Source organism: Lancefieldella rimae ATCC 49626, assembly GCF_000174015.1.
GTDB lineage: Bacteria > Actinomycetota > Coriobacteriia > Coriobacteriales > Atopobiaceae > Lancefieldella > Lancefieldella rimae.
On sequence record NZ_ACFE01000001.1, the window covers coordinates 346,509 to 365,095 of the forward strand.

An 18,587-nucleotide genomic window follows, 5' to 3' on the forward strand; every position below is an offset into this window, starting at 1 on the left:
AAGGAGTTTCTCCATGATGACCATGTCTGCACTTGAGGTCTTGGGTCCCATTATGGTTGGCCCTTCCTCATCGCATACCGCAGGCGCTCTTCGCATTGCCCTCGCAGCCCGTTCGCTTGCGCCCGACCCTCTCGTTCGCGTAGAGTTCTGGCTCTACAACTCGTTTTCTCACACACACCGCGGACATGGCACCGATCAGGCCCTCGTTGCCGGTATGCTCGGCTGCGCTCCCGATGACAAACGAGTACGCGATTCCTTTGCCCTTGCAAAAGAGCACGGCTTGGCCTTTGACGTTATCGAGAAGGGCGACGATGAGTCGCTCCATCCCAATACCGTTGAAGTGCACATGTATGGCCCCGAAACCGCACACGTGGCTGTCATGGGAGAGTCTATTGGCGGAGGCCGTATTCGCATCAGTGGCGTTAACGGTGCTCATGTCCGTATGGCCGGCGACATGCCTACCATCTTTGTCTCTCACCACGACACGCCTGGCGTTCTTGCGGCTCTTACGGCGGTTCTTGCCCAGCAGCATATCAACGTTGCAACCATGCGCACCTTCCGTGCTGCGCGCGGGGGTGTGGCATACACCATCTTTGAGATAGACGAGGAAATTTCTGAGCGCACCCTTACTCTGTTTCGACAGGCTCCCCACGTTATCTACGCAACTCAAGTCTATATCCCAGGCGCTGCCCCTGCGATTACGCAAGGTCCGCACAGCACTCACTTTGACAACGGTGTCGAGCTTCTCGCTCTTTGTGAAAGCAACAATCTCTCCATTGGCGCAGCCATGCAACGGCGCGAGAAGATCTTACGGCCCGAGGCGGACAGTGAAAAAGAAATGACGCGGGTACTCAATGTCATGCGTCAAGAAGTACGTGACACCATTGAAAATCCCCGCGCATCCATTGGCGGTCTTCTCTTTGGCCAGGCTCAGGCAACCGCCAACACAAGCCCCGCCATAATTGATGCTTTAATGGGGCCGGTGCAAACAAAAGCGGTAGCCTTTGCCATGGCCGTTCTCGAGCGCTCGGCAACCATGGGTATCATTGTGGCCGCCCCCACTGCCGGCGCCTCAGGTGTCGTACCCGGCTCCATCCTCGCCGTGGCAGAGCACATACACGCAACAGACGACCAAATCCTTCTTGCGCTGTGGAATGCCGCCGCCTTAGGTGCCATCCTGTCAACAAACGCAAGCGTCTCAGGGGCGGAAGGCGGATGTCAGGCAGAAATAGGATCGGCGGCCGCCATGAGCGCATCGGCCCTCACCGAGCTTCTCGGCGGCACGCCAAAGCAATGCCTTGACGCCGCTTCGATTGCGCTTTCCAATTTGCTTGGCTTGGTTTGCGACCCCGTGCGCGGACTTGTTGAGTATCCGTGCCAAGATAGAAATGCCATCGGAGTTGCGGCGGCTATCAGTTCTGCACAACTTGCCCTCGCCGGTATTGGCAATCCTCTTCCGTTTGATGAGGTGGCGCACACTATGGCAGACGTGGGAGCAGAGCTCCCCTCCACCCTTCGTGAGACGGCAAAAGGAGGACTTGCTGCCGCTCCAAGTGCACAAACAGCCTGCTCTGCCTGTACCGCTTGCCACGTGGCTTTACCCAAAATCCCCTAGAAATACCCGTGTATAGCACCTGTTCCATCGTATGAACCAAGAGAATTTCAAAAATTCTCGATATTCTCACTTGCATAGCTCTCGCTGCTCCTTTATAGTTATTTGTCGCGCTGGTGCGCGTGGATGACATCTTGGGATATCGTCTAGTGGTAGGACAGCGGATTCTGGTTCCGTCAACGGGAGTTCGACTCTCTCTATCCCAGCCATGTCCTTCCAAACATATATGGCCCGTTCGTCTAGCGGTTCAGGACGCCGCCCTCTCAAGGCGGAGATCACCAGTTCGAATCTGGTACGGGCTACCAACTATTTCAGGGGTCACGTTGACCCCTTTTTTATATTGATAGGTATACTGGGTAGAGTGTTCTCTTTTTCGATTCGGAGACTTCATGTGGCCTGAGTTTGTACGTGCTGTCCTTGTATTGTGTATACTGCTCTATCTTCCCGGAACACTCTTCCTTAAGGCGTTTCGTATGCCCATAGGTTGGGCACTTCCCACTGCCCCTCTTATTAGTTGCAGCTTTATTTTTATAACCGGAGAAGTCCTTAACATACTCCGCATTCCGGCACATATCTTTTTGATGGCAGGTGTCCCACTTTTCATAGCAGGCGCAACATATGCCTTCACTCATGTTGGTACGCACCACAATCCCGCACCTTCTTCTCACACCTATGATGATCTTCCGTGGCAGATACTTCTTATCTCTGTCGCAGTCGGTCTTGTTACCACCACGCTTTTATACGTAACGTCTCTCTCAAGCGCCGGTGCATTTGTACAGGGTTGGGATATCACTCATCACCTCGACGTCACCCAGGCTATGATTGACTCACAATGTTATTCTTCCATTAATTACAACTATTACAGCACCCCCGATGCCGCAATAATCCCCTGGCAGTCCAGTTCGTCGGGATTTTATCCAAGTGGATGGAATATTTTAAATGCTCTTGCAACGCAGCTCGTACATACTGACACAACCGTTGCTGGAAACGCTCTAAACTTCGTAAGCGCGGCAATACTGTTGCCACTCTCCATAACTACCTTCATTGCAAAAACGTTCCCCAACAAACGCACAGTTCTTCTTGCTGGAGCATTTACTGCAGGCTCCTTTTCGGTATTCCCTTGGGCGCTCTTTGTATATGGACCTATTTATCCCAACACGTTTGCTTTTTGCACGATGCCTGCAATTTTTTGGGTATTTATGCAAATTACTCGTTCAAAAACTCCAAAGCATGATCTTATATTGCTCAGTATCACATTTGTACTAGGATGTATCAGCTTAACCGTCCTTCATACCTCTACTATTTTTTCAAGCATCATTATTCTCTTCCCTTGGTGCTTGGCGCGCATAAAACAATCAAATCGTCGCATTTCTCTTTTTGGGCATCAAGTAAAGCCACTTATACTTGTTGGTGTATTTTTTATTTTTGTCATCTTGGTATGGCTCACATTTTACTTTGTTCTGATCGTACGAGGAGTCGCCCTCAGCTTTTGGTGGAACTCCTATTCAGATCCTATAAACGCTCTTATACACGTTATTGGCCTTGACTATGTTGGTGAGTCTTATGCAGGTGGCGAGCTGGTTTCTATGCAGCCAATGCTTACGCTGACCGTCTTTGTAGGTATTGTATGGACATTTAGTAAAAAACAGGGACGTTGGCTCTCCGTTGCCTTCTTCTATATTTCGCTTTTATGCGCATTTATCATCTCTTTTGACGTTCCTCTCAAAGGCATACTTTCTGGATTTTGGTATACCGATCCTTTCCGTATTGCAGCAACCGCTGCAATTTCTGCCATGCCGCTTGCCGCAATTGGTCTCAGTACGCTTGGATGTGCACTCTTTGATTTAATCTGTAAATACCAGCCACGCCTTCCACACTTTCTCGGGAAGAGAGCTTCTCTAGTCTTAGTAATTACCGTATTTATCCTTGGTAATTATCTCATCGCTATGCCTTCTTCTAAGCATCCTGCGCCCACCAATGCATTCTCTGCTTTTAAAACCGTAGCAGTCGAATCTTATGGTGACAAAGATCCTCTCACAAACGAAGAACGTGAATTTTTACGTCGCGTTAAGAATGTCATTCCAAAAGGAGCTCGCGTAGCAAACATCCCCTATGACGGAAGTCTTTGGGCATATGCTACCAATAACGTACATGTCGTTTGGCGATATCCCACCGGATATGACAATACTGAAAAGCCAACTTCAGCGATATTGAGAAAACGTCTGAAGGACATTGCTTCAGACGAAGAAGTTCGAAGCATTGCTAAAGAACTCGATATCCATTACGTTCTAGTACTAGGAATTCCTTCAGAGTCTGGTGCAATAGGGAACAACTATAGATCGGGTACATTCAGAGGAATTTTAGGTATCACTGACGACACCCCGGGATTTGAAGTAGTACTGTCTGAAGGTAATATGCGTCTCTATAAGATTACCCTGTATTAATTACCAACAGCGTTTTAGTCTCACACCAAAAAGCGGTATAGACCCTTACGAAATCTATACCGCAGCAACTCTGCACCTTATATTAGTGTTTCTGCAAAGGCTAACCCTTGCGAATTGCGACAAGAAGCTCATTAACTCGATTAGTTTGCTCCCATGTAAAGTCAGCGTCATTACGGCCAAAATGACCATATGCAGCTGTCTTTTCAAAGATAGGACGGCGCAGTTTCAAATCCCGAATGATTGCTCCCGGGCGAAGATCAAATACCTTTTGTATGGCCTTCTCGATATCCGTATCAGAAGCAACGCCATTATTTGTACCAAACGTATCAACCATAATTGAAAGTGGATGCGCAACACCAATGGCATAGGCAAGCTCAATTTCACATTTATGAGCAAGACCTGCGGCAACCACATTTTTTGCCACCCAACGCGCAGCGTATGCAGCACTGCGATCCACTTTGGTGCAGTCTTTTCCTGAAAATGCTCCACCACCGTGGCGACCCATACCGCCATACGTATCTACAATAATTTTTCTGCCGGTAAGACCTGTATCTCCCATGGGACCGCCGACCACAAAACGGCCTGTTGGATTGACATAAATATCAGCATTATCCCACGCAATACCCACGTGCCCAAACACCGGTTTAATCACATGCTCAATCATGTCGTCTCTAATGACGCTCATGTCTTCAATCTCGGGAGCATGTTGTGTAGAGATGACAACGGCAGAGACCTCAACCGGCCGGTCGTCCTCATATCTAACGGTTACCTGTGTCTTTCCGTCAGGGCGCAAATAGGAAAGCTCCTCCGTTTTGCGAACCACCGCTAGGCGCTCAGCAAGACGCTGTGCCAAATACGCAGGCATTGGCATGAGCACGTCGGTTTCATCGGTTGCATACCCAAACATCATCCCCTGGTCTCCTGCACCGATAAGATCAAGCGGATCTGCACTTCTCCCCGTCTGTACGTCATAGGACTCGTCAACGCCCTGCGCAATATCGGGACTCTGTTCATGGATAAGATTCAATACGCCGCAGGTCTCGCAGTCAAACCCATACTTCGCGCGATCATATCCAATGCGCTTCAGCGTTTTTCTGGCGATGTCCTGCACATCAATATATGCCTGCGTACGAATCTCACCGGCAATGATAATGGTTCCGGTTGTTGCAAATGTCTCACATGCACAGCGCACATGATTGACATTGGCAGCCTCCCCTGAAGGAGAAATATAGCCTTGTGCCTGCAGTTTTGATTCTTTTGCGAGAATGGCGTCAAGCACCGCATCGGATATTTGATCACAAACCTTATCGGGATGGCCTTCCGTAACGGATTCCGATGTAAAGTAATACGACCTATGAGTCATGGTTCGTCCTTTCTTTCATGGCAGTTATGTAAAAACAATTGCGAGAAAATCCTCACAATCCATCTGTGTCTATCACCTAAGATACAACTATTTATACCGATACTTCCGACTGAGTTCCAACACCTTTCAAAACCATCGAGAGAAGCTTGGTGACAAGTTCATCAACGGTCAGCTCATAATGAGTGCCACCCATAAATCCGATGGCGGAAAGTACCAAAGAACCCACTATTGCACAGGCCGCAAGACGAGTGTCTGCATCTTCTTGAATAAAGCCTTCCTGCTTACCTTGCTCAAGCTGCGCGGACAAGAACATAATGACTCGTGACAGATGCGAATCCACATTAGAAATTAAATCTCCTTTTGAGCTTGCAAATTTACTTACCAGCGCAAGCACGAGAGGAGATCCGGGCATAATCTGAGAAGCTAGCTCTTTAAGAATTGCCCGCAGTGAATCGATTGAAACTGAGGTTCCTGTAGATACACGCGTCACTTCTTCAGCCAAATCATCGACGGAGCTGTCAAAAATTGCCTGCACAAGAGAATCTTTATCGGCAAAGTAATAGTACAAAGCACCCTTACTTAATTGCGCCTGAGAAGAAACCTCGCTCATCTTGAAATCAGTACTTCCCCGCTCAACCATAATCTTCGTTGCCACGGACATAATACGCTTGCGCGTTTCAACGCTTTTCTTTGTCCGTCTTTCATCTTTTCTGTGAGAGGCAGCAACGATGGCTTCGTGCACAAATTCATGAGCTTGAGCATGTACGGCAACAATATGTGCGGCAGTCTCTTCCAAAGCATTGATGTCTTTCTTGCTCATATGCAGACCTCCAGAGTCTTGTTTTAGTAAGCTCATGATATCGTATATCCAAATTTTGAACATTATTTAAAAATTTTTCAATTTGGCTATTATAATGGCTTCAGGTGGGGTAAAGTTCCACCGTAAAATACGTCATCGGAAGGACCGCAGTGAAGACGGTACTACATATATTTGCACGAGACCTCATAAGAATCCTCAAGAACCCCATAGCCATCATCGTGACGATCGGTGTTTGTATTATCCCCTCGCTCTATGCATGGTTTAACATTGCGGCTAACTGGGACCCGTATAAGAACACCCAGACGATGCCCGTTGCCGTTGTGTCTGAGGATACCGGAGCTGAAGTGGGAGACCAGGGATACCTTAATGCAGGCTCTATGGTCATAGACAAGCTGAAAGACAACACGCAACTTCAGTGGACTTTTGTTTCATCCAAAGAAGAAGCTCTTGAGGGGGTTTCTGCCGGCACTTACTATGCGGCAATCATTCTCCCTAAAGACTTCACCTCCGATCTGGCTTCGGTTCTTTCGGGTAATCTGGAAAAAGCTCCCGTTCAATATTACGTTAACGAGAAAATCAACCCTGTTGCTCCAAAAGTCACCGACACCGGAGCAAAAACCATTACCACACAGATTAACGAAACGTTTGTGTCAAAGGTAAGCGAAGTTGTTTCCGAGAAATTCATCGGTCTCGCAAGTACCATTTCATCTCAGACAGACACGGCTGCCGACAGAGTCACTGCTGGTTTGCACGACACGAGCGATGATTTTAAAAAGATCTCGGGCACGATTGAGGCTTCTCAATCCACCCTCAAAGACGCGCGCACCACACTTGCACAAGCTCAAAAAACGCTTGATACTCTTATAGAAAGCGCCGATAAGGCCGCGGGCACACTTTCCGACATTACTTCTCAACTCCCAAAAATTAAACAAGATGCCAATACCCTTTCCGCAAAGCTTTTTTCTTCCCTCATAGAAGGCGGTGCTTCCATAAGCGACATCTCAAGCCACGCGGATGCCGCAGTGGGACAGATTACCGGCTCTGTAGGAAGTGCCATGGGAACCGTTGACGGTACCGTTGCTTCCGTTCAAAGTCTCGTCTCTACAAACCGTCAGCTGGTAGATGATCTGAAAACCATCAGAGATTCATTGCCGGCTGCTCACCAAAGTTCTCTTGACACCCTTATTGACGAGCTTGACGCAAGCGTTTCTCAAGAAGAAGCACTTCTCGCCCGCCTGCAAACCGCTTCAAGCGACATACACGCAAGCAACGACTCCTTGTCCAACCTCTCAAGTACCATGAATACAACGGTCAATACGAACATCGATGCAATACATCAAACGGTGCAAACGCTTTCAACCACATCAATCCCCGAGTTCAATGGATCCATTGATTCTTTCGGTGATGCAACCTATACCCTTAATGCCACGCTCAGCGCCACAAAACCGGCGCTTCAACAAATCAAAGGAACTCTCAACCAACTTGACCACGTGCTTTCCCAGGCACAAGATGCAACGCTGCGTACGGAGGACTCGCTCTCAACAACGGCAAAAACCCTTGATACCCTCTCTTCAGACATGGACGTCATCAAGAACTCACAGCTTATGGGTCAGCTCAAAGAGGCCGTTAACCTCAATCCAAAAGATATCGCTTCATTTATGTCCTCCCCGGTAAAGATCGAAGATGACATTGTGTATCCGGTGGCAAATTATGGTTCAAGCGTTACGCCGTTTTACACCAATCTCGCCCTTTGGGTTGGCGGTATTGTTCTTATCGCCATCTATAAGCTTGAAGTGGACCATGAAAATATCGGAAGCTTTGCTCCTTGGCAAGGCTATTTCGGCCGATGGCTTTTGATGATGCTTCTTGCAATCCTTCAAGCAACCATCTGCTGTATCGGAGATTTGCTCTTGAAGATTCAGTGCGTAAGTCCGGCTGCTTTTATCCTTGCCGGCATCGTCGAGGCCATTGTCTACGCCACTCTTATTTACTCTCTTTCCATTGCATTCAAGCATATCGGCAAGGCTCTCTGTGTACTCCTCGTTATCCTGCAGATTCCTGGTGCGGCAGGCCTTTACCCCATTGAAATGATGCCCGGCTTTTTCCAAGCCATTCACCCGTGGCTTCCTTTTACCTACGGCATCGCAGCCATGCGTGAAGCAATCGGCGGATTTTATGGGAACTTCTATCTCGAGAACCTCGTGAAGGTCTCACTTTTTATTGTCCCTGCATTTGTCGTTGGCGTCTTACTTCGCCGGCACCTTTTAAACATCAACTATCTGTTTGATCGCCGCCTTGCGGCAACCGGTCTTATGGCCCATGAGCGAGACGGGATTAAAATCGAGCACTACCGGCTTTCGTCTCTCATGCATGCTCTGCAAAACAGCGATGAATATACCCACGATGTGGAAGCTCGCGCACAGCGGTTTGAGAGTCGTTACTCTGCTCGAATCCGCTATGGACTCAGAGCGCTTATCGCCTTGCCCATAGGCCTTCTCATTGTGTTGTTCATTTCGCAAAACAAACTTTTCTGGCTCATTATGTGGATTATGGCCATCGTGGTCACCTGCGCCTACCTCATCATTATTGAATACCTCCACGAAACCATGAGGCGTAGAAAATCCATGACCGGCCTTGATACACCACATATGGTCAAAATAATCAGTGCGCAACTTGAGCACGAGGAGCGAGGTGAATAGCATGAAAAAGATTTGGACACTCTTTGTACATGACGTACGCTCCATTTCGCACAACGTCATCGCTTTGGTGGTTTGCGTGGGATTGGTAGTTCTCCCCTCTCTGTATGCATGGCTTAATATTGAGGGAAGTTGGGACCCATACGGACACACAAGTGAGCTTAAAATAGCGGTTGCCAATGATGACGAGGGCTACAAAAGCAGCCTCATTCCGGTAAACGTCAATATCGGTGAGCGAGCGGCCTCAAAGCTGCGCGAAAGTACAAGTATCAATTACATCTATACAACACACGATGATGCCATGGAAGGCGTTCGAAGCGGCCGCTATTATGCTGCACTCATCATCCCCAAAGATTTTTCAAAGAACTTACTGAGCGGCCTTGGAAGCGATGGGAAAAGCGACCCGGACAAAGCCGCTGCCATTACCTACGTAAGTAACGAAAAGATCGGTGCCATCGCACCTCTTGTTACCGACAAAGCCGCTGAATCCGCCCGTACTCAAATTGAATCGGGCTTTACCGATGCCCTTACTGAGGTAGGCGCCGGCGTATTAGGAGAACTTTCAACCTCTTTGGATGATCCGCATCTCATGAATGCCGCTGCAACGCTTGATACCTCACTCGAGCGTAGTATCTCAACCCTCCATACCATCTCTGAGCACATTAAACTCTATGGAGACCTTATCTCTTCCTCACAATCCATTGTTTCAAGTACATCGGATCTTATGGGTTCGACAAATACTGCCGCGCAAAACGCAAGCAACGCGCTAAGCTCGGCTTCCGATGGCACCGACGCACTTAAAGCAGGCGCTTTGTCTGCAGGCAATGCAGTTGACAGCGCTCTCGCATCAACTACGGAAAGCTTTGAGGCTCTGGATGGCGCCATTGATTCCGCACTCGACACCGCATCCACAACCGCAGCCGACACCTCCTCCAACTTGCGCGCACTTGCGGATAAAGTCGGGGGTATTGCACAACGTTACCAATCCTTGCTTGCCGACATCAAAAACATACAGGCAGCGCTTCCTTCTCACCTGCAATCGGTTCTCGATGCGCCGATTGCGCGCATCCAAGGCACCATTGACACGCAGCAATCTTTACAAGAACGCCTTTCATCCACAGCCGATGCAATCGATAAGGGCGTCTCTGTCTCTGAGTCCGACAGAGCAGAAATTAAGTCCTTGGTTGCACAGGCAAAAAAGGACGTTGCAAGCACTCAAAGCGAGCTCAAGAATACCCTTAATGACCAGCTTGACTCGCTCTCATCTGCCCTTGATGGAGCAACATCGAATACCTCAGCTATCTCAGCCTCAATAAATGAGACAATATCCCAGCTCAAAGATGTATCTTCTTCTACGAACAAAAGCTTGGACTCCATCAAAGAAGATCTCGCCACGGCTCAAAAGAGAATCGATTCGCTTGCCGACAGTCTTAGCACCATCCATACTTCACTTTCCCAGGCACTTGCCGGGGGCGACCTTGGTGCCGTGCGGCGCATCTTAAGCGCAAACAGTACCGATCTTGCCTCATTTATCTCATCCCCTACACAACTTGAGCGCACTGCCGTCTATCCCGTTGCCAATAACGGCTCGGCGATGGCCGGCTTTTACACTACGCTCTCACTTTGGGTGGGTGCGATTATTCTTGTGGCAATGCTCTTAACCGGCACCGACCAGTCGTTTTCCGAATCAATCGGAGCAAAACCGCGTCATAGCTATGTGAGTCGTCTTTTGGTCTTCAGCATCTTCGGGTTCCTCCAAGCAACCTTGGTGGGCCTGGGAGACCTCTACTACCTGGGAATACAATGTATCGACCCGGTGCGGTTTATGCTGACGTTATGGATAGCATCATTTGTTTATGTCAATATCATGTATGCGCTTACCTATGCCTTTGGAGACGTAGGCAAGGCCATCGCCGTTTTCTTGCTGGTCATCCAAGTGGCAGGCTCCGGTGGAACCTTCCCCATACAGATGCTTCCTCAAAGCTTTCAAAACGTTAACGCTCTCTTGCCGTTTGTACACACCATCAATGCAATGCATGAAACCATTGCGGGCTATTACGGAAACGTCTGGATTTCAGAGGTAGCCATTCAGGGAACCTACCTCGCCGGTGCCCTCCTCTTGGGCCTTGTTCTGAGAAAGCCTCTGGTTCGTGCAAACGAATGGATTGCCCAAAAACTTGAATCAACAAAAATTATGTGATCAAGCGCCTCGACTTCAGCTCAAACGCCTCGGCTTCAGCCTGTGACAAAAAGTATCGCTTGTGCCTGCTTGTGCCTATACCAAAAGGGCGAGAAGGTCTTCTCGCGTATTGTCCACTTCTCCGGCAAGATATGCTTCAAAAAGTTGCCTGAGATACATCCCCACACTTGGTCCGGGCCCTATATGAAGCAGCTGCATAATATCAGTCCCTGAGACCGCGAGGTCTTGAGGGTTTTGTGCAACTCCTTTTTGTATCTCCTGTCGTACCATGCGAGAAATATCATCAAGCTCAAGAGCATACTCTCTACACGCCGGCGCTTTTGCAAGAGCATCCGCCTGTTTCAGCTCAATAATCTGAGTGGCGAGAAGCGCTCCACCACCTATCCAACCTTCATCGAGAGTGGCAATAAAGCGGCGGATAGACGGAATGTTTTTGTCAATCTCAAGATCGTGCCAGCGAATGAGCTGTATTGCTTGTCGCACCACCGACTGAGGAATTGCCATCGACTCAAGAATGGTTTGTGCCATCTGCGCACTTACCTCCGGATGCCCAAAGAAATGACCGCGATGGGAAACATCTTCGGAAAAGGTTTTTGGTTTGGCAACGTCATGAAGAAGCGCCGCCCAACGAAGCGCGCATGAAGCCCTGCCCGCACTGAAAGCTTCCACTCCCGCGCATACCCTTGCGGTATGCTCACAAACGTCGTATGCGTGATATTGACTCTGCTGATCAAATCCTTCCATGGCGGCAAGCTCTGGAACGGCAGCGGCAACTCCGGCAAAACCAATACGAAGTGCCCGCGCCATGACTCCCGCATCCATAATGGCGCACATTTCGTTTCCAATACGCTCCTGTGCCACAAAAGCCAGACGAGATGCCGAGGCAGACAATGCGTCCGCTGTTTTCTTCTCAATCGAAAATCCCAGTTTGCATGCAAAGCGAATGGCTCTGAGCACGCGCAGGGCATCTTCTTCAAAGCGACTTTGTGCATCTCCTACGGCACGGATACACCTTTGTTGAAGATCATATTGGCCATGGTAGGGATCCAACAATCCGCGCCGTGGATGAAACGCCATGGCGTTCACCGTAAAATCACGACGAGCGAGGTCCTTGTCGATACTGTCAACAAAGCACACCTCATCCGGGTGGCGGTGATCTGAATAGGTGCCTTCAGTACGGTAGGTTGTTATTTCAAGCGGATGTCCATTGACAACAACGGTAACGGTACCGTGCTTGATACCGGTTTCATGTACGACATATCCCGCTGCCCGATACGTCTCTGCGGTCTGTTCCCAGTGCGCTGAAGTGGTGATATCAATATCATGCGTAGCCGACCCAAGCAATGCATCACGAACCCAGCCGCCTACGATCCAAGCCTCAAAGCCTGCGCTCTCAAGTATTTCAAGCGCACATACCGCATATTCGGGAAGTAGCTTTTGTAACATGTGAGATGCTCTTTGAGCCTGTGTATCTGTCCCCTGGTTATATGGTGGCATCTTCAGGGCTCCTTCCCACCTGATGTGTTCATGAAGTCATCAGCACTACGGGCACGCGTCAAACGTTGTATTTATCAGTATAAACACAGAACGCTCAAATCACATTCTCAGAATCTTCTCTACGAGCCGTACGTTCCCGCTCAGGCAATAAAAACAGAAAATTTGTTCTATTTTTCTCGTGTCTCTCACAAAAAAGCGCTACACTATATATAGAACTTATGTTCGTTCTCGCGAGAAAGGCCGTCCGTGGATACCCTTGACAAGCTTTCCATACTCGCAGATGCCGCGAAATACGATGCTGCCTGTACCTCCTCCGGCGTAAACCGAAATGCGCAAAAAGGAAGCTTGGGCATGGCATCCGCTGCCGGCTGCTGTCATTCCTTTGCACCGGATGGGCGCTGTATCACCTTACTCAAAGTGCTTCTCTCCAATGCGTGCGTCTATGATTGTGCCTATTGTGTAAACAGGTGTTCCGCCTCGTGCCGGCGGGCAACTTTCACGCCGCAAGAACTTGCCGATCTCACCGTGGACTTTTATAAACGTAACTTTATCGAAGGACTTTTTCTCTCATCCGGCGTTCTCGGCACACCGGACCATACCACCGAGCTGATGATTGAGTGTTTGCATATCTTACGCAATAAGCTTCGCTTTCGCGGATATATACACGCCAAAATTATCCCGGGAACATCTCCTGAGCTTATTGATACCATTGGACGCCTTGCCGATAGACTTTCCGTAAACCTTGAACTTCCCAGTTCTCAATCCCTCAAGCTTCTTTGTCCTAACAAAAATACCCAATCAGTCATGGAGCCTATGAAGCTCATTTACCAGAAACGGTGCGCTGAAGAGAATTTCCTTCTGGGCTTTTCACAAAAGCGCAAAAAATTAACGGGGCCACAAGGAAACCAACAGATCACCGCGCAAAACAGTAGCCCCGGCAGAACCCTTGCATATACGGCCAAAAATCGTGCCGCTTCAGAAGGACTCCGCCTCTCAGGCAATGGTGCCGCCTATACGCTCCGTCCTCACGCTTCTGTCTCTGCAAGCAAGAGGTCCTTCTCGCCTGCCGGTCAGTCAACACAGCTTATCATCGGCGCAACGCCGGAAAGTGACAACCAAATTCTCCGCCTTTCTCAGGCACTGTATGCTCACTACGATATGAAACGTATTTTTTTCTCGGCATACATACCCATGATTGAAGATGTGCATTTACCGGAAACAAATACGCCCGTACCCTTAAGACGTGAACACAGACTCTATCAAGCTGACTGGCTGATGCGCTATTACGCATTTACCCCCGATGAACTTGTTTCTCCTGAAGCCCCTTGGCTCGATCTTGAGGTTGACCCTAAGCTTGCATGGGCGCTCGCCCACATCCACAAATTTCCCGTTGAGATTATGGATGCCCCGCTTGAACTTCTTCTTCGCATTCCGGGAATAGGACCGGTAGGTGCGAGAAGAATCATTGCGGCCCGGAGAAATCGCTGTCTTACCTTTGATGACCTCAAGCAAATGAACGTTACCCTCAAACGAGCCAGACACTTTATTTGCTGTCGGGGAAAACGAGATCCCCATTCTCCCCTTGACGCTGAGCTTATAAGAAAATTGGTGATCGATGATGCAAAAAAGAGCTCTTATAACAAAACGCGGAGAGCCATCGAGTGCGCACAACCAAGACTCTTTTGAACCATCTCAGATCCCCACCATCGAGCAACTCAAAGAGCTTTGCAGCTCTTCTTCCCACGGTGTGGCTCTCGTTTGTAACCCAAGTTTAGAAGGTGTCGTTGCGGCCGTTGGCCTCGTATACCTTGCGCATATATCAACTTCCGAGTTTCGCCTTGTAAGAAGCGATGCGTACCAAGGACGCCTGGGAGAAACTTGCATACCCAGCCTTGATCCTGCCAAAGAAAGTACCGTCGCTCTTGCGCAAAGAGTTCTCACGGGTTTTGAAAGGCAGCAAGGAAGAGAAGCAATACGGCGCATTGTTCTGGCATGCGCCTCAGATGAGCCCGATATGCCTGACATTGTATATCGCTTTATGAAGGATGGTTTTTCTCGAAAAGATCGACTGATAGAACACTTTGTCGATGACACTGCCCATGCCCTCAATGCGCTTGCGCGCCAAGTTGCCACTGAGTGCGAGCATATGCGGCAATTCGTACGGTTTTCTCGCATGTCAGATAATTCCTTCATGGCTGTCTTCAAGCCTCATGCAAACGTCTTGCCATTGGCTTCCAACTACTTTGTCCGGCGCTTGGGAAATGAGCGGTTTTTCATTGTGGATCCCATACATGGTATTGTTGCCTTCCATGCTCCGGAGATGAGAAACTTTGGCATCATGAAGCCCGACAAGAGCAATCTTGATATCCTCATTTCCCGCAAGGATCTTGCCGCCGATGAACCCTATGTCAGAGCGTTGTGGAAAGAGTTTTATAAAGGAGTTGAGTTGCCAGGCAGAGATGCCTCGCAGCGCGGATATGATCTGCGTGCGCATTGGATGCCCAAGCGATTTTGGGAAGGCCTCACTGAGCTTTCCTGCCAAGATTTTCCACGTAATGCCAAGGTTCCCCTGCGCTATCAGGGTACGTCCAAGAAAGGCTTGCTTGATACCTAAATGGACTTGTCAAACCTATAAGAAGCTAAAAACAAAAAACGACACCGGAAGTGTATCCGATGCCGTTGTAATGCCTAAGGTATCCGGCACAGAGCATGTCTACGCTACTATACCAATGCCAAGTCAACCGTACTAGTCCAGATCGCTAAAATCATTTGCCGCAGGCGCAGAAGGTTTTTGTGCAGGAGCTGAAGGAGCCGAAGCCGCTCCAAGGTGAGCATCCTGCGGATTGCCACTGTTGAGTACACCCTGCGGGAAGACGGAGTCCGCATCATCCATGAAGTGCTGCAAGAGCTTGCGGTACTCGGCGCGGAAATCTTCACGAGACTGCTTCAGGCGATCAATCTCATCAAGCTCATTTTGCTTCTCGGCAAGGGCCTGACGAATAACCTCACGCGCCTTTTGATCGGCTTCGTTACGAATGCGCTCTGCATTATCTTTGGCATCAGCAACGAGCTTATCCGCAGAAGCCTGAGCAACGAGAAGCACTTGGGAGATTTGATGCTCGGAAGCTGCCACGGCTGCATTTGTCTTATCTGCCGCTGTTTTCTCTGAATTCTCCTCAAAATGTGCTATCTGATCTTGAGCTACCGCAAGCTGCTGTTCAGTGTTTGTGAGACGGCCTTTAAGGTCAGCAATTTTCTGAAGCATTGCGTCAATCTCGGAAGAAACCTGCTCCAAGAAGGAATCTACCTCTTCCGGGTTGTATCCAAGCTCTGAGGGAGAGAAGGACTGTTTTTCGATGTCTGCTGGTGTGATTGCCATTCTTGTTCCCTTTCGTTATGCGTAGTATCGCAATACCTGCAGTTTACAAACTTCTTCCTCGTACAACTTATACGAGGTACTTACACAAGTATATTCCAAATAAGACGTTCGACCAGTTGCAACACAATTAACGCAACAATCGGCGAAAAATCCATACCTGAAAACGTCGGAATGAAGCGTCTGAATAGTGAGAGGTACGGCTCAACAAGCGTACCAAGTGCCTCGCGGACAGACATAAGCTGACGGCTGCTTGATGGAATCCAAGACAACAGACACCAAGCAGCAATCAAAAACTCATAGACTTCTATGAGGCGCACGATAAGTGATATAAGCCGTGGGCCAAACACGCAATACCTCCGTATAATCCTCTGTCGTCAAAATTACTTTGTAATATCCCCATCTGTGGCTAATTTATCCAAATCAGCTTGAGATAATTGTGTGCCTTGCGGAAGAACCACAAACACACGCTCTCCGATTTCTTCCACGGAGCCCTCGATGCCATACGAGAAGCCAAAGCTAAAATCAAGAATTCTCTTAGCCACTTCGGTATTTGTATTCTTCAAGACAAGAACCACGGGCTGCCCGGTGCGGACACGGCGAACCACAGACTGAACGTCTTCATACGATACCGGACGCAACACATAAGGCGGAAGCTGTCCGGATCGTACACGAGAAGCCTGCTGGAAATTCAGGGTATTTGAGGTCTGCATCGGCGCGGCAGCGGGAGCCTGTGCGCGGGATTGAGAGCGCTGTTGCTCATAGGAGGCGGCTGGAGTTGCCGAAACAGGACGGCCGGAGCGCGTATACACCGATACGCTCTCTGCTTCAGGGCGAGAAGGATTACCAAGTAAGCGGTTAGAAGAGCCCGTCTCCCTTACATGAGGTTGACCCGCGTTTCCCTCATCGTACTCATCGTCTTCATAGTACTCATCGTCATAATACTCATCATCTTGAGCGCCGCCAAAGCGTTCACGCAATGTATCAAGAAATCCCATATCCAACCTTTCGCTCGTTGCAAATAAACGCAATTGAACAATCCTATTGTAAAACGCTCGATACCGCATACTCGGGACTAAATACTAACCGGCCCAAACGAACCATTGTTGAGCCTTCCCGAACAGCCAACGGAAAATCGTCACTCATACCGCAGGAAAGTACCGACAGAGGCAGTCCCATTTGCTTTGAAAGAGTGCCTTGAAGCTCTCTGAGGCCAGCAAAGGTTTTTCTCGCCCTATACGCATCACCTTGCGGCGCCATGGTCATAAGACCGCAGATAGAAATACCCGAGAGACTCATAAGATTGTCTGCTGCCCTCTGCACTTCCTGAGGAGAAAAGCCTGACTTAGACTCCTCACCGGACACGTTAATTTCAAGCAATACTTGGCAGATACAATCCTTTGCCTCGGCACGCATGGACACCGCACGTGCTAGATGCTCGGAAGAGATTGAATGAATGAGTCGAGCCTTACCGATGACGTGGTTAATCTTGTTGGTCTGGAGGTTGCCAATCATGTCAAAACGAACATCGGCCATATCGGGCCACGTCTTTAGAGCCTCAATCTTTCTTCCGAGTTCCTGTGGACGGTTTTCGCCAAAAGTACGATATCCTGCCTGGTACGCATCGTGTACTGCTTCAGGCTCAACAGTCTTTGACACCGCAATAAGCTCAATTTCTGACGCATCGCGCCCAGAGCACTTGGCAGCCTCAGACACAAGCCCAAGAATCTCCGAGCGCCGTTGGGTAAGAAAAGATACATAATCCATGTTAATTCCCCAACCTCACTGCAAGTGCGGCATGACGTCCGCAATGGCCATGTTCTGCCCTGTACGAAAAAAAGCGGTCCGTATGAGTTGCCGTAGACTCACTGACTTCAAAGATATGTTCGGGCAAAACCCCGGCCTCCGCAAGAGCCGTGCGAACCGCATACCCAAGATCAAGATGGCAACCGCCTAAATCGGAGGGTGCAACCTCTGAACCAAACTCGTCCACAAACCGATCAATGAGCTCCTGGGGCACTTCATAATCGGGAGCGCCAATATGAGGACCAACATAGGCGAGAAGTTCTTCCGGACGATCACCCGTTTGTTCTACAAGAAGGCGTGCCGTTTTGGCGGCAATGTGCGCTATCGTTCCGCGCCATCCCGAGTGCGCAATGGCAAACCCTCCCGGAGCTGCCAAGATAACCGGTACGCAATCAGCGAAGCAGAGCATCACGGGGACCGTCTTTGCAAGGCAAACGATTGCATCAGCGCCTTGAGTAGCCTCCGTACGCACGGCTGCCACTTCATCTTTATGAGCACTATGAACTACAAGAATCTTCTCGCCATGAACTTGATGAGGGCACACCAAATTATCGGCGTATTGTTTTGCTCCAAGAGCCTCAAGTGCCCGCAGCCTGTTGCGCCGGACTGCGTCCGCCGCATCACCGCACGCACTCCCGAGATTGAGCGAAGAGAACTCACCGCATGAAACTCCCCCGCCTCTTTCGGTAAACGCGAGCGTGACTCCGTACGGACACGTCGTATCCGTAATCAGAGTCACGCCACTTTTTCGCTGTTGTACCAGCGCAGCCATA

14 protein-coding genes and 2 tRNA genes are annotated in these 18,587 nt (G+C 49.3%); 8 read left to right on the forward strand and 8 right to left on the reverse strand.

Annotation, left to right across the window (positions count from 1 at the left end; translation table 11 throughout):
• Positions 1–13: 13 nt before the first annotated feature.
• From sdaAA to ATORI0001_RS01680, 4 genes are all read left to right on the forward strand, one after another.
• A complete protein-coding gene (gene sdaAA, locus ATORI0001_RS01665) occupies positions 14–1,615 on the forward strand; it encodes an L-serine ammonia-lyase, iron-sulfur-dependent, subunit alpha (RefSeq protein WP_003148177.1) in 1,602 nt (533 codons plus the stop codon).
• A gap of 132 nt (positions 1,616–1,747) precedes the next feature.
• A tRNA-Gln gene (locus ATORI0001_RS01670) sits at positions 1,748–1,821 on the forward strand.
• Positions 1,822–1,840: 19 nt separating this feature from the next.
• A tRNA-Glu gene (locus tag ATORI0001_RS01675) sits at positions 1,841–1,917 on the forward strand.
• Between the two features lie 84 nt (positions 1,918–2,001).
• A complete protein-coding gene (locus tag ATORI0001_RS01680; protein ID WP_003148281.1) occupies positions 2,002–4,056 on the forward strand; it encodes a DUF6541 family protein in 2,055 nt (684 codons plus the stop codon).
• A gap of 100 nt (positions 4,057–4,156) precedes the next feature.
• Here the strand turns inward: ATORI0001_RS01680 and metK are convergent, their stop codons facing one another.
• Together metK and ATORI0001_RS01690 are read right to left on the reverse strand one after the other, a co-directional pair.
• Entirely contained in the window at positions 4,157–5,419 is a 1,263-nt protein-coding gene (metK, locus tag ATORI0001_RS01685; protein ID WP_003148744.1) for a methionine adenosyltransferase, read from the reverse strand.
• Positions 5,420–5,510: 91 nt separating this feature from the next.
• On the reverse strand, positions 5,511–6,239 hold the full coding sequence (locus ATORI0001_RS01690) for a TetR/AcrR family transcriptional regulator (RefSeq protein ID WP_003148616.1): 729 nt from the start codon (positions 6,237–6,239) through the stop codon (positions 5,511–5,513).
• Between the two features lie 149 nt (positions 6,240–6,388).
• Between ATORI0001_RS01690 and ATORI0001_RS01695 the strand changes: the two genes are divergently transcribed.
• Both ATORI0001_RS01695 and ATORI0001_RS01700 read left to right on the forward strand, forming a co-directional pair.
• On the forward strand, positions 6,389–8,938 hold the full coding sequence (locus ATORI0001_RS01695) for a YhgE/Pip domain-containing protein (protein ID WP_003148838.1): 2,550 nt from the start codon (positions 6,389–6,391) through the stop codon (positions 8,936–8,938).
• A gap of 1 nt (position 8,939) precedes the next feature.
• Entirely contained in the window at positions 8,940–11,135 is a 2,196-nt protein-coding gene (locus ATORI0001_RS01700; RefSeq protein ID WP_040324415.1) for a YhgE/Pip domain-containing protein, read from the forward strand.
• 75 nt (positions 11,136–11,210) lie between these two features.
• On the opposite strand, the gene ATORI0001_RS01705 is transcribed toward ATORI0001_RS01700, so the two are convergent.
• Complete coding sequence (locus ATORI0001_RS01705) at positions 11,211–12,632, reverse strand: CCA tRNA nucleotidyltransferase (RefSeq protein ID WP_003148454.1); 1,422 nt, start codon at positions 12,630–12,632, stop codon at positions 11,211–11,213.
• Positions 12,633–12,878: 246 nt separating this feature from the next.
• Here ATORI0001_RS01705 and ATORI0001_RS01710 point away from each other — a divergent pair, with 246 nt between their 5' ends.
• Both ATORI0001_RS01710 and ATORI0001_RS01715 read left to right on the forward strand, forming a co-directional pair.
• Positions 12,879–14,318 carry a putative DNA modification/repair radical SAM protein gene (locus tag ATORI0001_RS01710; RefSeq protein ID WP_003148179.1) on the forward strand — a complete coding sequence of 480 codons (1,440 nt, stop codon included), beginning with the start codon at positions 12,879–12,881 and terminating at the stop codon, positions 14,316–14,318.
• Positions 14,248–15,246: a TIGR03915 family putative DNA repair protein gene (locus ATORI0001_RS01715; RefSeq protein ID WP_237755881.1), complete on the forward strand. Its 999-nt coding sequence runs from the start codon at positions 14,248–14,250 to the stop codon at positions 15,244–15,246. The genes ATORI0001_RS01710 and ATORI0001_RS01715 overlap by 71 nt, the downstream gene beginning before the upstream one ends.
• A gap of 132 nt (positions 15,247–15,378) precedes the next feature.
• Here the strand turns inward: ATORI0001_RS01715 and ATORI0001_RS01720 are convergent, their stop codons facing one another.
• The 5 genes from ATORI0001_RS01720 to ATORI0001_RS01740 form a co-directional block, all read right to left on the reverse strand.
• Positions 15,379–16,011 (reverse strand): DivIVA domain-containing protein, encoded by a 633-nt coding sequence (locus ATORI0001_RS01720; protein WP_003148630.1) that lies wholly within the window; start codon positions 16,009–16,011, stop codon positions 15,379–15,381.
• A gap of 80 nt (positions 16,012–16,091) precedes the next feature.
• The gene (locus tag ATORI0001_RS01725) at positions 16,092–16,358 is read right to left on the reverse strand and encodes a YggT family protein (RefSeq protein WP_003148840.1); all 267 of its coding nucleotides are present in this window, start codon (positions 16,356–16,358) and stop codon (positions 16,092–16,094) included.
• Between the two features lie 33 nt (positions 16,359–16,391).
• The gene (locus tag ATORI0001_RS01730) at positions 16,392–17,006 is read right to left on the reverse strand and encodes a cell division protein SepF (RefSeq protein ID WP_003148640.1); all 615 of its coding nucleotides are present in this window, start codon (positions 17,004–17,006) and stop codon (positions 16,392–16,394) included.
• Between the two features lie 43 nt (positions 17,007–17,049).
• Positions 17,050–17,775, reverse strand: coding sequence for a YggS family pyridoxal phosphate-dependent enzyme (locus ATORI0001_RS01735; RefSeq protein WP_003148552.1), 726 nt, complete (start codon positions 17,773–17,775; stop codon positions 17,050–17,052).
• A 1-nt stretch (position 17,776) separates the two neighbouring features.
• The gene (locus tag ATORI0001_RS01740) at positions 17,777–18,586 is read right to left on the reverse strand and encodes a purine nucleoside phosphorylase YfiH/LACC1 family protein (RefSeq protein ID WP_003148197.1); all 810 of its coding nucleotides are present in this window, start codon (positions 18,584–18,586) and stop codon (positions 17,777–17,779) included.
• Position 18,587: the final 1 nt, after the last annotated feature.